The organism is Nostoc sp. TCL240-02, assembly GCF_013343235.1.
Taxonomy (GTDB): domain Bacteria; phylum Cyanobacteriota; class Cyanobacteriia; order Cyanobacteriales; family Nostocaceae; genus Nostoc.
The window spans coordinates 2684297-2698325 of sequence record NZ_CP040094.1 but is presented as its reverse complement, the minus strand read 5'-3'; the positions used below and the strand labels follow the sequence as shown (position 1 = coordinate 2698325).

Sequence of the window (14029 nt, the reverse complement as noted above, 5' to 3'; positions counted from 1 at the left end):
GTTACCCTGTTTATCCCTCTTCTGTCACTCTCCGAGATAAGCAAGTAGTAAATAAGTGAAATCATCCAGAAGCAAAAAAGGGTTTAAATTGGTTCATGGCACAAATTAAATGATTAAATCCTAGCAATAAATGAGAATTTGGAAAAATATCTAACCAGGGATAAATCAGCCAAAATAGTAAAAGAGGTTGGACAATTAAACGAAGATTATTAAGAGTATTCTTCCATCCAGAATTATGATTCCATTGTTGATGATGAGAAAAATCTACACAATTAACATAACTAGTACCTATCACCTCAGTTTCAATTTGAAGAGATTGATTTAAGGCTAAAAAGGCTGGGGAATTTAGACTAATCATTGTGTAAACACAAAAAATAATTTCCCACCATCTCTCTATATGTTGAAAATTTGTCAAGCGATAATCTGTCCAGCCGAGTTCCTGTTTACATTGTCGAAACCCATATTCTACCCAGGTTCTTAATCCATATAAATCGCCTAAAGTTTTTTTGAGATTTCCTTGAAGATTCGTCATGACAAATGAAGTGGAATTATCCGGCATTGTTTCTGGATCAGTAGTTATTTCCCAGTAAGTTATGGCTCTTTTTTACCATAAATTATTTCTCGGATATATCTGATTTCGGATTTTTTATTACTAAATGTTCTCTCAAATTTGCACCACTTGTTAGCTCTAACGCTCTGATTAGCTGGTAGCCAGACTCCGTGATTACTTCTAATTGCTACAACATAAGCTAATTCATATTCATTGAGCTTTTTGATGAATTTGCTACTTTCACCATATAAACTATCGGCTAATACTAATTCAATATTAAACCCCTCATTTATTAATTCTGTAATAATTTCTGACGCTAACTCTATTTTGGTTTTATATTTATCTCCTGATTTGAGCGTCCCTTTCGGTTTAAATACTTTGAAACTTAATGGAAATGTTACATTTTCATAAACTCCATAAGCATTGACTGATACTATTCCATTATCTATTTTTCCTACACTCCCTAGATATTGTCTTGCAACATAATCTGTCTTTTTACCTTTTTTCCTATCTCCAGTTTCATCTATTACTACGGTTATCGCCTGACTATTTAATGCTTTCTTTAATTTATCTAATCTTCGGCTCTTTAATTTATTTGCTGACCAATCTGAATAGGCTATGAAATGATGTAATGACTGTGCCGAGTTTATACTTACTACTTTGGCTATTTCTGGTAATGATTTTCTTTTTATTGGTGCAATTATCCCTAAATGTAAATATTTGAAGCATTCATAATTTCTTACTTCTTTGAACAGGTCTTTATACTCTGCACAATATTCATCTATGATCGCAACTGTTGGCTGGGCATCTCTTGCCAAATGTTTTAGGATTTGTAATTCTACATCCATTGCCCTGCTTACCTGAAGAGAGTTTTTTCTTTTAATCCTTTTATTCAGAATACTCGGAAAGTGACAGAAGAGGGTTATAGCGGTTATCAGTCTACTTCAGTACAGTAGGAGAGAGCAATTCTACTGATAATTGGTGGTGATGAAAGCCTACTCTCTCGACTTGCGTCAAAAAATAGTTGATGCTTATGCCTGCGGTGACATTTCCCAACGAAAACTGGCTAAAAACTTTGGTGTCACCTTAAGTTTTGTGCAAAATTTACTCAAACGCCATCGAGAATTGGGGATGATAGGCCCCAAGGTGCGGACTGAGCAGACAGCAACAAAGTTGAATGCTGAACAGTTAGAAATCCTGCGCCAACTCGTCATAGCACAGCCCGATGCGACGTTAAGCGAATTGCGGGAACGACTTTACGAGAAAACAGAGGTCTTAATTGGGGTAGCTACGGTGAATCGGATGGTTCGCTGGAAACTTCACCTCAACCTCAAAAAAAAGTCTCCACCTCACAAAAAAAGGTAGTGATGAAGTCCAACTAGCCCGATTTGAGTACTGGAAACTCTTGAGGGGGATACCCGTCGAAGAGCTGATTTTCTTAGATGAATCGGGAGTTAATCTGTCCTTCATCCGCAAATGTGCCCGCGCCTTGCCTGGCCTTCAGGCTATGCTCAAAAGCCCAACCGCAAAGGGAAAAATGTCTCGGTAATTGGTGCAATTAGCTTGAAAGGACTGCTCACCCAATGGAGTGGCTTAGGTTCTATCGATGCTTTGACTTTTGATGCCTTCATCGCCCAAAAGCTCGTACCCAAACTTTGGCCTGGTGCAGTGGTGATCATGGATAACTGCTCAATCCATAAAAGTGATGAACTTGAAGCTTTGCTCATCGCTGCTGGCGCTCATCTCATTTATCTCCCCCCCTATTCTCCCGATTTTTCACCGATTGAGAATTGTTGGTCCAAGATTAAGAACATTCTCCGTCGCATCGGTGCAAGGACATACCCTGATTTACTCCAGGCATTAGATACGGCATTCGCAGAAGTGACAATAGAGAATTTGCTGGGTTGGTTTACTCACTGCTGCTACTGTACCTCACAAGACTGATAACCGCTATAATGTCTCCTGAAAGTCCATGTACTGCTAAGTTCATCTGACATAAGTTAACAGTCTCACCTACTTTCTCTTGACCATAAACACTAATTTCTTTACTAGGATTCTTTTTATGTCTTTCTATAAAATTTGCACTTTGTACAAACATACCACCTGAACCACAAGCAGGGTCATATATACGCCCATGATATGGTTCTAAGATTTCAACGATTAATTTAACGAGAGAAATAGGTGTAAAGAATTCTCCCCCTTTTTGCCCTTCACTCATGGCAAACTTACCAAGGAAGTATTCATAAATCTTTCCGAAAGCATCCCCTTCTAAGTCAGCATCAAAATCAATCTTGCTAAACTTTTTGAGTAGTTCTATCAGTAACTCATTATCGAGGCGATTATAGCTTTTAGGTAAAGCACCATTTAAATCTTTATTTTCATCTTCTATTGCCTTCATCGCTTGGTTAATAGCTTTACCAAAATCCGCACTCTCTGGTAAATCTAGTAACTTAAAAAAACGTGCATTTTCAGGCAAGTACATTACACCCTTAGCCTGAAAATCTGCTTTACTAATTCCTCTTCTACCGCTAACCTGGCTTTTTAATTCCTTCTCAGCTTTGGTAAACTTCCAATCAGCATAACGGAGAAAGATTAACCCCAGTACAGGTACAGAATATTCTGAGGATTTCAGTTTAGAGTTTGCCCTCAGTTCATCAGCAGCATCCCATAAACGTTTTTCTAACTCTGTTGTGTTGGCAGGCATAGACGCACAATCATAATCAAGGCTAATAGATTATACGCCTGTTGTTACTTTTAAACACCTACTTCCATCAATTTTTAGATTATTCAGTAGTAACAAAGTTAGGAGTCCCGTTTCCTTTAGATTCCCTAGCAAGCATAAAAAGTTGGATGAAAATATACTGAAGTATGTAAGGTATGCAACTTTTTGCACACTAAAGTACATACCTCTAGATATAGGTGATAGCACTCTAACGCAGAGACAGCACCACTATGAAACCAACTTGATGCACAAAATAGTAAAAAAGTCAAGTTTGGTATAAATTATATTAAAAATTTTCTAGCAAGTTCTTAGGAATTATCGGAGACAGGTTTTATAAATGAGTTATAACCAAAAATTATATTAATAAATCTGACATATAATTTTTCTGTATTCCAGCTATCCGTTGCAATTCTGTCTCATAGGATAGATTAGTTTTATCCCGTGAGAGAAAACTGAGAGAAAATTAGGATTGTACATTCACTAATTATTTGTCAATTTAACAAAATCTTGTCAAAATATTTTAAATACCTAAAACCCTGACATAGCAAGGATTATGTGAGGGTTTTTCCTATTTAAGACAGTTATACCCATCTAAGCCAATATTCACTAATTAGATGTCAAATACCAGATATTTCACAATTTAATTGTCACTTCCCAAAAACCTGGAAAAATCATGAGTTTTCATAAATTAACAAATTATTTGTCAAAATATTAGTATAATACAACTATGTTTTGATAAAACACTGTATGCAAGATGCAGAATTCTCTACAATCTCTACGACTTGGGCAAGCTCCGCAGATGTTAATAATGATCTTGCTGAAACAAACGTTATAGTTTCTAAACTTTCAGATGAAGCTTTGCTGAAAATGGAGGTGATTCAAAATCTTTTAGAAAATAGCGATCGCACTACATATACTCAAAAGCTCAAGGAAGCGGCAGAAAAGCTTGGTAAGTCAGTACGTACAGTGCGACGGCTGGTAGATAAATGGGAACAGGAAGGTTTGGCTGGACTGGCGCAAAATCAACGGATGGATAAAGGGAAGCATCGAGTTGATGAAGACTGGCAAGAGTTTGTATTGAAAACTTATAAGGAGGGTAATAAGGGAAGTAAAAGGATGACTCGCCAGCAGGTATTTATTAGAGTGAAGGCAAGAGCAGACGAACTGGGAGTTAAGCATCCTTCCCACATGACGGTTTACCGAATTTTGCAGCCGTTAATAGATAAAATTGAGCAAGCTAAAAGTATTCGCAGTCCGGGTTGGCGTGGTTCGCGCTTATCAGTGAAAACCCGTGATGGAAAAGACTTGCAAATAGAACATAGTAACCAAGTTTGGCAATGCGACCACACCCTTGTTGATGTTTTATTAGTAGACCAGCATGGCAAAATTCTAAGTCGTCCTTGGTTAACAACGGTTATTGATAGCTATTCACGCTGCATTATGGGAATTAACTTGGGCCACGATGCACCAAGTTCGACTGTTGTAGCTTTAGCGCTACGTCATGCAATTTTGCCCAAGCAATATGCTTCAGAATATGGACTTCACGAAGAATGGGGTACTTCTGGTTTGCCGCAACACTTTTATACCGATGGGGGTAAAGATTTTCGTTCCAACCATTTACAGCAAATAGGGGTGCAGTTAGGATTTGTTTGTCATTTGCGCGATCGCCCATCTTGCAGTTGTAGTGTTGAGCGTCCGTTTAAAACTCTAAATACAGAATTATTCTCAACTTTACAAGGATATACAGGTTCAAACGTTCAAGAGCGGCCAGAGGAAGCGGAAAAAGAAGCTTGCTTAACGTTGCGGCAGTTAGAGCAAATGTTGGTGCGTTACATTGTTGATAACTATAACCAGCGACTTGATGCTCGAATGGGCGACCAGACAAGATTTCAAAGCTGGGAATCTGGTTTAATTGCAGCACCCGATTTACTTTCCGAGCGGGATTTGGATATTTGCTTAATGAAGCAAACACGGCGACAAATTCAACGCGGGGGATATCTGCAATTTGAAAACTTGATGTATCGAGGTGAACTCTTAGCGGGTTATGCGGGGGAAAGTGTTGTGTTGCGATATGACCCTAGAGACATCACAACGATTTTGGTTTATCGCATAGAAGGGGATAAAGAGGTATTTATTGCTCGTGCTTATGCTCAAGATTTGGAGACAGAAGAACTATCTCTAGATGAAGCAAAAGCTATCAGTCGTAAGGTCAGAGAAGCGGGTAAGGCTGTGAGTAATCGCTCAATTTTGGCTGAAGTTAGGGAACGCGAAACATTCCAAATTCAAAAGAAAACTAAAAAAGAGCGTCAGAAAGTAGAACAGGCTGAGGTCAAAAAATCTAAACAACTTATACCTGTTGAGCCAGAGTCATCAGTAGAGGCAGTATCTATTGATAGCGAACCTGAGCCAGAGATGCCGGAAGTTTTTGATTACGAACAAATGCGTGAAGATTACGGATTTTAGAAAATGACTTCAAAAGAAGCCCAAGCAGTCGCCCAACAATTGGGTGATATTCCCGTTAATAGTGAAAAATTACAGGCGGAGATTCAACGATTAAATCGTAAAGGTTTTGTCCCACTTGAACAAGTGCAAATTCTCCATGATTGGTTGGAAGGAAAGCGCCAATCAAGACAATCTGGGCGTGTGGTAGGTGAGTCCAGAACAGGTAAAACAATGGGTTGTGATGCCTATAGGCTTAGGAATAAACCCTCTCAAGTTGCAGGAAAACCCCCAACTGTACCTGTAGCTTATATCCAAATTCCCCAAGAGTGCGGTGCTAAGGAATTATTTGGGGTAATTATGGAGCATTTAAAATATCAAGTAACTAAAGGAACAGTGGCAGAAATTCGAGATAGAACACTACGGGTTCTTAAAGGTTGCGGCGTGGAGATGTTGATTATTGATGAAGCTGACCGCTTTAAGCCGAAAACTTTTGCGGAAGTGCGTGATATTTTTGACAGGTTGGAAATAGCAGTGATTTTGGTAGGAACTGACCGCTTAGATGCAGTGATTAAGCGGGATGAGCAAGTTTACAACCGTTTTCGGTCTTGTCACCGTTTTGGAAAGATGTCAGGGGAAGATTTTAAGCGAACGGTGGATATTTGGGAGAAACAAATACTGAGATTGCCAGTTGCTTCCAACCTTTCGAGTAAAACGATGTTGAAGACGTTAGGGGAAGCAACTGGAGGTTATATCGGTTTGATGGATATGATTCTGAGAGAGACTGCAATTCGGGCTTTAAAAAAAGGACTGCAAAAAATTGACTTGGAAACTTTGAAGGAAGTAGCTGCTGAGTACAAGTGATGGAAGTGGAAAATATTAAGCCTTGGCTGTTTAGAGTTCAACCATATCAAGGAGAAAGCCTAAGTCATTTTTTGGGACGCTTTCGACAGGCAAATGATTTAACCCCTACTGGGTTAGGTAAAGCAGCAGGACTTGGAGGTGCGATCGCCCGATAGGAAAAGTTTCGCTTTAATCCTCCTGCTTCTCGGCAGCAGTTGGAGGCTTTAGCTACTGTGGTGGAAGTTGACGCTGATAGCTTAGAGAAGATGTTAGCACCTGCTAGGGTAGGGATGAATCTTGAACCAATTCGATTATGTGCTGCTTGTTATGCAGACTCGCCTTGCCACAAAATTGAATGGCAGTTTAAGGCGACTAAGGGATGCGATCGCCATAAATTACATTTACTTTCGGAATGTCCTAACTGCGGTGGAAGGTTTAAAATTCCAGCTTTGTGGATAGATGGACATTGCCAGAGGTGTTTTATGAGATTTACAGAGATGGTAAATTATCAAAAATTTGTAGAAGTTTGACACATTCTTTCAACTTTGTCTAAATACGATCGCTCTTAATTATTTTTCTAAAGGTTATAGATTGCCCCATTCTCAGCTAACCACTGCTTTCGCTCAAGATAATCTGGTAGAATACGCTCCACCCTATGCCAAAATGCAGTGCTGTGATCAGGTTCAATTAGATGCACTAATTCATGAACTGCCAAATACTCAATCATCGTTCGTGGTAGCATTGCCACTCGCCAATGAAAATATAAATCCCCTTTGTGTCCACAAGAACCCCAACGATTCCCTAACTCACGTACTTGTACTGAACGAGGCGAAGTAGTAACTCGTTTAATCAGTTTGGCAATTTGTTGTTCTACAATTGGCTGAAGGTGTTCCCGATACCACTTAATAAAGTGTTCTCGACCTTGAGCTTGTGCTGGGCTTTGTAGCTCAAAGCGGCTTTGATATAGTCTCAGAGATGGCTGTTGTTGAACTCCATCTACTACTTTGAGGCAATAGCTACGTCCTAGATAATAAAAACCTTCACCTGATACGTATTCTTTAACGCTAGCTGGTGGATTTAATGACTCTTTTTTTAAAAGTTTACTGTAAATCCAGTAGCGTTTATCGCTGACAATTCTTTCTAATGTTTCTATTGGCACTTCTGGGGGAGAAGCTAAGACTAATTGACCGTCACGTTCAACGGTAATACCTACGGTACGGCGTTTGGAACTGTGGCGAATTTCAAAGCTCAGGTCGCCAAAGGTGATAGTTTTCATGCCATTAAACTATCACGATTTCTCCTAGCTAGTTGGACTAATTTATCCGCAACTTCTTCTAGTTGGTCGTAACTCACTAAATCGCGCTCATCCAAGTAACCTGCTATCCACCTTCTCAAATCCTCTTGGACTATTTGGCTACCCCAATTCACCCGTCGTACTTCTTGCCGGATATGTTCGACAATTTCCACAGTTGTTTGAGCAAGTTCGGGGAGCTGTTTTTGGGAATATTCACCTAAAATGTTGAGAAATGGCATTTGAGTTTTGGGATCTAATCCAGTCTCATCTGTAGTACGACCAGCTTGAATTTGTTCGATATACTTCCGCAACGCCTCAACTTTTTCTTCCCAGTTATCAGCTAAGGATTCCAGAATCTCTGTTAGCTTTTCACTTAAATTTTTGTAGTAAACTGGGTCTTCTTCATAATTTTCGCTGATATGGTGACGAGCAGCGAATTCCATTTCTGCGGCTTGTGCTTTAATCGAGCGATGACGCTGGACATGGGTTTTAAAATCCAGTGACATGATATCAACTGGTGGTACTTTTGGGTCAATACCTTGGGATTCAATATATTGGTCTATTAATGCCCTAACTTTCTCTTTGGCACTAATGATGTTCAGTTTTTCATCTCTGTACAGGTCAGCAACAGCTTTTTTAATAAAGCCAAGTTGTTTGGCATCTCGAACAAAATTATAGGGTTGACGTGCTTCTGAACGCGGCAGTATTGTATCGAGAGTGTTGAGGAAATCTTGGAAGCAGTCATTAAATTCAACTCTGAGCCTTTCATCTAGGAGCAAGTCTACACAAGCATCTACATCATCAATTGTGCAGCCATTTTTAGTGAATAGAGCAATAACTCGCTGGTGTCTGTCGCGCAATTTTGGTAATTCTGCACGAATATCAAACAAAGCAGATTCTGTATCAATATTCTCGTAAACCGAGAGTGCAGCAGCGATATCAACACCGTAATAATCGACTACTAACCCTTCTGTTTTTTTATCATTATACACTCGGTTAACACGAGCGATCGCTTGCAGCAATTCGTATTCTTTTAGTGACCTGTCTAAATATAGGGCTTGTTCTAACGGTGCATCAAAACCCGTTAAAAGCATATTTTTTACAATTAAAATCGCTAAACTATCTTGGTCTAAAGACTTTTTAAATTTCTCAATATTAATTTCTTGTTGACTTTTATCTGTCCACTTTTTCCAGCTTGGATAATCTCCTTTATCGCCAGAGATGACAGCAGCAAATTCTAGCTTGCGTATAGTTTCAAGATGAGGGAGTGCTTGAGCAAAAAAACGAGTTTCGGCATCAAGCGATTCTAAAGCTTCAGTATCGAGACTTTGCAGAATAGGGGCGCGGTGTTCTAGCTGCTGTACTATTTCCCGTTGTGCTTCCACAAATCCCTCTTGGTAACGGACTGCGGCGAGACGGGTAGAGGCGACTACTTGCGCTTTAAAGCCTCCTGCTAAAATGCGCTCAATATAATGACGCAGCATACTTTTAGCTTTGGCTTTAATTAGTTCTCGTGCTTCGCCAACTTGGGTTTTAGTCGCATACTTAGCTTTAATTTGCGCCCGTTCTTCTGGAGTTTTATCAGCAAAGATAATTTCAAAAAGTTGGTCGAGGTCATCACCTTGAGTAATAGTACCTCTAGCTTCTAAACCTTCGTAGACAATGGGCAAAGTAACTTTATCTTCTTGGGATTGGCGGATATTGTATTCGTCGATAAATGAACCGAAAATTTGCAGCGTGGTTTTTTTGGCAGCTTTGACAATGGGTGTACCAGTAAAGCCGATACGGACACAGTTAGGTAAGGCTTCTAATAAATTGGTGTGCAGGGTTTTGGCGTGAGAACGGTGTGCTTCGTCAATTAGCACTAGGATATTTTCGGAAGGATTGAGGTTTTTCGGAATTGGTTCAATTTCTGCTTCTTCCTCAGAATCTTCGCCGCCTTTAAATTTCTGAATCATCCCGAAGACTAAGCCAGCGCCTGGTTGTTGCAAGTATTGTTCTAGCCTTTTGACCTTTTTAGCTTTTTGTAATGGTTCCCCAGTGAGGACGGCGGTATCTGCAAGTTGTTTTTCTAAGTCTCTGCGGTCGGTGACAACCACAATTTTAAAGCGGCGTAATTCTGGGATGGTGCGAATTTTCCGAATTAAGTAAACCATCGTCAGGCTTTTACCTGAACCTTGGGTATGCCAGATAATTCCACCGCGTTGGTCATCTGTGCCATGTTGGGCGCGGGTTTGGTTGTGTTGGAGTCGTTGCAGTGCTTTGTATACTGCGCGATATTGCTGGTAACGGGGAACTATTTTAATGGTGCGTCCGCCGCTAGTTTTAAATAAGGTGAAATTATGCAGGATGCCGATAAGATTAGCTGGTTTCAACATCCCGGCGATGAGGGTTTGACGAGAATTCAATTCAGAAGCACCTAATTGTGCGGCAATTTCCGCTTGGGGGGTGGGAATGGTATCTTTCCAATCAACATAATGTTCATAATTTGCGCCGATGGTTCCGGCTGTTGCCCGTCCTCTAGAGGCTGCTATCATCAGCAGATTGTAGTGGAATAATTTTTCTGCGCCTTCTGGTTGACTGCTACCCCGTTGATTGGAATATTTCAATAAGTCTTGAATTGCTTCAGTTATCGGGTTATCTAAATTGGGACTTTTACATTCAATCACTACTAGAGGAATGCCGTTAACAAGTAGTACCATGTCTGGGACTATAAACCCCCTATTACCTGTTGCCCAAGGCGGGTCTACTCGATATTGATTGATGGCAAGAAAATCGTTGCGATCGCAAAGTTCAGGGTCAAATTCAATAAAATGTACCGTATGCTGTTTACCGTCTTGTCCTAAAACAGTAGTGCCTTTGAGTAGCAATTCTGTGGCGGCTTGGTTAGCTTCCATTAATCTATTTGCACCCAGACGTTCTAACTGACTAACTGCGGCTTGAACTTGAAGATCATCAAGCCAGGGATTACCGTTGTCATCCAGGTTGATGCGTTTGACAGCGGCTTTGAGGCGCTCTGTCAGTAGAACTTGCTTGAAGTTTTCTCGTTCGGTAACTTTGGCATTGTCCCAATCTCCTTCAATGTACTGCCAACCCATGCTGGTGAGTTGTTGAATGGTAGGCAGTTCTACATGAATATACTCAGGAGTTTGTTGGGACATAAATTATTTTTACAAGGGTTATAGAATGATTTTAATTAATTTACTCTCTCCTATTTAGGGTGATAATACTTAATTTATGTTTTTTTGGTATAGAAAAATCTAGTTATAAGCAATTGATGAATAACTGATGATATGCTGTCTAATAATGCTAGGTTAGGTCTTTGAACCTACCGTGGATGCCTAAAAGCGTCTTATCCCAAGTGGGTAGCTGTTCCAAGCTATGCTAACTTATAGCAAAGGAAGAAATATAAGAGGCCCACCTTGACAGGAGTTTCTTTATACCTGTTAGAAATAATAGGTATTGGTTATACTCTACACCATAGTAGAGGAGACAGGTTGAGGGAGTGTCTAGCGTTCTCTGTCCGCCTTAGCAGTAAGCACTTCCAAATAATTAAATCACTACAAAATAAAAATATGTCCAGATCCTTGGACGATTTACTCACTGAATACTTTCAGCCGGAGAAGCTAAAGGCTGCGTTTAAAGCTTACGAACAACAAAAAACGGATTTCTTGCAGCAGGGTGAGCCAAAAGTGCAGATGGGGGTAGATGGTATTTCTTACCCAACTTTTAAAAAGGAACTTGATTTACGTTGTCAGCTTCTATCAAATAGATTACTTAAAGGTACATATCAGTTTTATACTTTTCGAGAAATAGAGATTTCCAAGCCATCTGGTGGAAAGCGAGTTTTATCGATTGCTACTATACGCGATGTTATTGTCCAAAAAGTATTGTATGATGCTATTTACAAAGAAATAGAAAAAGATTTTCAAGCTACATCTAAACTTGATAAAGTATCTTTTGCATATAGAAAGGGAAAGTCTGCACCCTATGCAGCAAGCTTGATTCATTATTATATTAAACAAGGTTTTATATTTGCCTTAGATGCTGATATAGTAAAATTTTTCGATAAGCTATCTCACGAATATCTTTTTGAAATTATAGAGATAAAGTTTGGTCAAAATACTCTAGCCACTAAATTATTAAGACGGTTTATCAAAACTGGTGGACTTCCACATAAAAACCAATGTGGCAAAACATACAGATACCGTTTTCATCATCATAAGCCTATTCTAAATAATCAAAGAATTATAAGAACTCAGGGTATTCCTCAAGGTGGTGTACTTTCGGGAATGCTAGCAAATTTATATTTACATGAATTTGATTGTTGGGTTCTCAATGATTTATCGAAAAAATATTCTCTGAGATACGTCCGTTATGCGGATGATTTTGTAATACTTTTAAAAGAAAAAGAATTAATTCCTCTAGTACATCAAGAAGTTGCTCAAAAGTTGCAAGATATAAAGCTAGAATTACATACTGATGAAAGTAAAACCAAACATGTTGATATAGCTAAAGATTTTCTAGAGTTTGTTGGCTTTCAATTCAATCTTGAGCATATCAAAGTTAAACCAGGAAACATTATAAGATTCCAAGAAAGAATTATAGAAAAGATTAATAAAGAGCCATCTTATAAAACTGGTGAAAATTCTAAACGTAGATTTAACTTTTTTATCAAATATGTGATTAATAAAAAAGTAACTGGACGTGGTGAGAAAATATGTGATGAATGCAGTGGTGTGTTAGGAGAAAGAGTAAAAAGTTGGATGGGATTTTTTATGGGTATTACAGACATCCAACAAATACGTGAATTGGATAAATGGATTCGTAAAGAAGTTAGCAAACATTTTTATACAAAGTATCAACTTCGTCTGAAGAAATCAGATTTTAAAAATGCAGGATTAATTACTCTTGAGCAAGAGTATTACAGACTTCATAAACGAAAAAAGTGTTTATGTGAGAAACCTAATTGTTCTTTAAGTCAAATGAATGATAGTAAAGCCATACAGGATACAGGGGCAAGCCAAACTATATCATGGAATTTTATTGGTAACTTTCTTGAAATAATATTCAGGAAGTTGTTTGCTCTTTAATGTTGAGCCAGTTTTGCTCATGTAAACGCTGCCAAGCTTTGCGAATATGTTCTGGCTTAAATAGCTTACGCTTACGATCGCTCCATTCATGTACCAGGGCGATCGCCTGCTCACTATCTTGTGCTGGGTTAGATTCTTTGGTAGCAACCCAGTGGACTGTTGCTAGCAGTTCCATGCCGTAAGGCGTTTCAAAGCCATATATGAGGTTGCTAACTCGCTCTAAACGCTTCTGAGCATCTGGTTCTATTTCTAAAAAAGCTTGTGCTGCTTCTCTGCCTTCAGGCAATACATAGATTTCAGCACTTTCGGCTTTGCTGGTTCCATCACCGTAGCCGTAGATGTAATGTCCTTCAATGCGTTTCAAAGCATGATTGACATTGTTAGCATAGGGGCCATATTTATGTTTTACATAAGGCAGTGTTAAAGTTTCTCCAGCTTCTTGTAAAAAATAAGCAAGTTTCTGGATTTCCAGCTTGGTCAATTCATAACCTGGAATACCGTACAGTTCCAACAGGCTGATAAATAAAGCACGCGCGCGGGTCATGTTGGGCTTTTTGGTCGCAACAGGCATCTTTTCTGCTGCTGGTGCGCCTACTGGCTCAAAAATAATTATTTCTATATCTGACAATTGAGCAAAGGCTGATTCTATCAATGGCTTAACCTCTGACCAATTCAAGCCACCGTTACCGCATCCTAGAGGAGGAATAGCAATTGAGGTGATACCTAATTGTTGCACTTCTGCAACTAGAGCCACTAGTCCGCTCTTAATATCTTCTATTTTTGACTTCCCTTTCCAGTGGCGTTTAGTGGGAAAGTTAATTATATACCTGGGATTAAACAGACTACCTGTTGCTACAGTAAACATCCGCCCTGGCTGTACTTCACCATCTTTACAAGCTTTCTCATAGTGGCGGAAATTTTCAGGATAAGCTTGCTTAAATTGCAAGGCGATACCTTTGCCCATGACACCAACACAATTTACTGTGTTTACCAGGGCTTCCACTTTTTCTTCAAATAGATTGCCTTGCTTAAACTCAAGCATCTCCCTTAAATCGAACACTATAGTACAATTGTACAATTTACTTTGT

At 39.2% G+C, this 14029-nt stretch carries 11 protein-coding genes and 1 pseudogene; 7 read left to right on the top strand and 5 right to left on the bottom strand.

The window, feature by feature from the left end:
• Window positions 1-61 precede the first annotated feature (61 nt).
• A pseudogene (locus FBB35_RS11375) lies at window positions 62-1398 on the bottom strand (IS701 family transposase).
• 139 nt (window positions 1399-1537) lie between these two features.
• Here FBB35_RS11375 and FBB35_RS34580 point away from each other — a divergent pair.
• Both FBB35_RS34580 and FBB35_RS34575 read left to right on the top strand, forming a co-directional pair.
• Window positions 1538-1915: a transposase gene (locus FBB35_RS34580; protein ID WP_254625633.1), complete on the top strand. Its 378-nt coding sequence runs from the start codon at window positions 1538-1540 to the stop codon at window positions 1913-1915.
• Window positions 1916-2026: 111 nt separating this feature from the next.
• A complete protein-coding gene (locus tag FBB35_RS34575; RefSeq protein WP_254625646.1) occupies window positions 2027-2494 on the top strand; it encodes a transposase in 468 nt (155 codons plus the stop codon).
• On the opposite strand, the gene FBB35_RS11365 is transcribed toward FBB35_RS34575, so the two are convergent.
• Window positions 2460-3254 (bottom strand): class I SAM-dependent DNA methyltransferase, encoded by a 795-nt coding sequence (locus FBB35_RS11365; RefSeq protein ID WP_217481708.1) that lies wholly within the window; start codon window positions 3252-3254, stop codon window positions 2460-2462. The genes FBB35_RS34575 and FBB35_RS11365 overlap by 35 nt on opposite strands.
• Window positions 3255-4019: 765 nt before the next feature.
• Here FBB35_RS11365 and FBB35_RS11360 point away from each other — a divergent pair.
• The 4 genes from FBB35_RS11360 to FBB35_RS35730 are packed head-to-tail and all read left to right on the top strand — an operon-like array spanning window position 4020 to window position 7084.
• On the top strand, window positions 4020-5735 hold the full coding sequence (locus FBB35_RS11360; RefSeq protein ID WP_254625912.1) for a Mu transposase C-terminal domain-containing protein: 1716 nt from the start codon (window positions 4020-4022) through the stop codon (window positions 5733-5735).
• Window positions 5736-5738: 3 nt separating this feature from the next.
• Complete coding sequence (locus FBB35_RS11355; protein WP_174709718.1) at window positions 5739-6575, top strand: TniB family NTP-binding protein; 837 nt, start codon at window positions 5739-5741, stop codon at window positions 6573-6575.
• Window positions 6575-6730, top strand: coding sequence for a hypothetical protein (locus tag FBB35_RS35735; protein WP_368041830.1), 156 nt, complete (start codon window positions 6575-6577; stop codon window positions 6728-6730). Before FBB35_RS11355 ends, FBB35_RS35735 begins: the two co-directional genes overlap by 1 nt.
• A gap of 57 nt (window positions 6731-6787) precedes the next feature.
• Window positions 6788-7084 carry a hypothetical protein gene (locus tag FBB35_RS35730; RefSeq protein WP_368041829.1) on the top strand — a complete coding sequence of 99 codons (297 nt, stop codon included), beginning with the start codon at window positions 6788-6790 and terminating at the stop codon, window positions 7082-7084.
• A 47-nt stretch (window positions 7085-7131) separates the two neighbouring features.
• Here the strand turns inward: FBB35_RS35730 and FBB35_RS11345 are convergent, their stop codons facing one another.
• The gene (locus FBB35_RS11345) at window positions 7132-7830 is read right to left on the bottom strand and encodes a M48 family metallopeptidase (protein WP_174709717.1); all 699 of its coding nucleotides are present in this window, start codon (window positions 7828-7830) and stop codon (window positions 7132-7134) included.
• Window positions 7827-11009 carry a type I restriction endonuclease subunit R gene (locus tag FBB35_RS11340; RefSeq protein ID WP_174709716.1) on the bottom strand — a complete coding sequence of 1061 codons (3183 nt, stop codon included), beginning with the start codon at window positions 11007-11009 and terminating at the stop codon, window positions 7827-7829. The genes FBB35_RS11345 and FBB35_RS11340 overlap by 4 nt, the downstream gene beginning before the upstream one ends.
• Window positions 11010-11270: 261 nt before the next feature.
• On the opposite strand from FBB35_RS11340, the gene FBB35_RS11335 reads away from it, so the two are divergent.
• Window positions 11271-12941 (top strand): reverse transcriptase domain-containing protein, encoded by a 1671-nt coding sequence (locus tag FBB35_RS11335; RefSeq protein WP_174709715.1) that lies wholly within the window; start codon window positions 11271-11273, stop codon window positions 12939-12941.
• Here FBB35_RS11335 and FBB35_RS11330 read toward each other — a convergent pair.
• Window positions 12919-13983, bottom strand: a complete 1065-nt coding sequence (locus tag FBB35_RS11330) for a macro domain-containing protein (RefSeq protein ID WP_174709714.1) — start codon at window positions 13981-13983, stop codon at window positions 12919-12921. The genes FBB35_RS11335 and FBB35_RS11330 overlap by 23 nt on opposite strands.
• Between the last annotated feature and the right edge of the window lie 46 nt (window positions 13984-14029).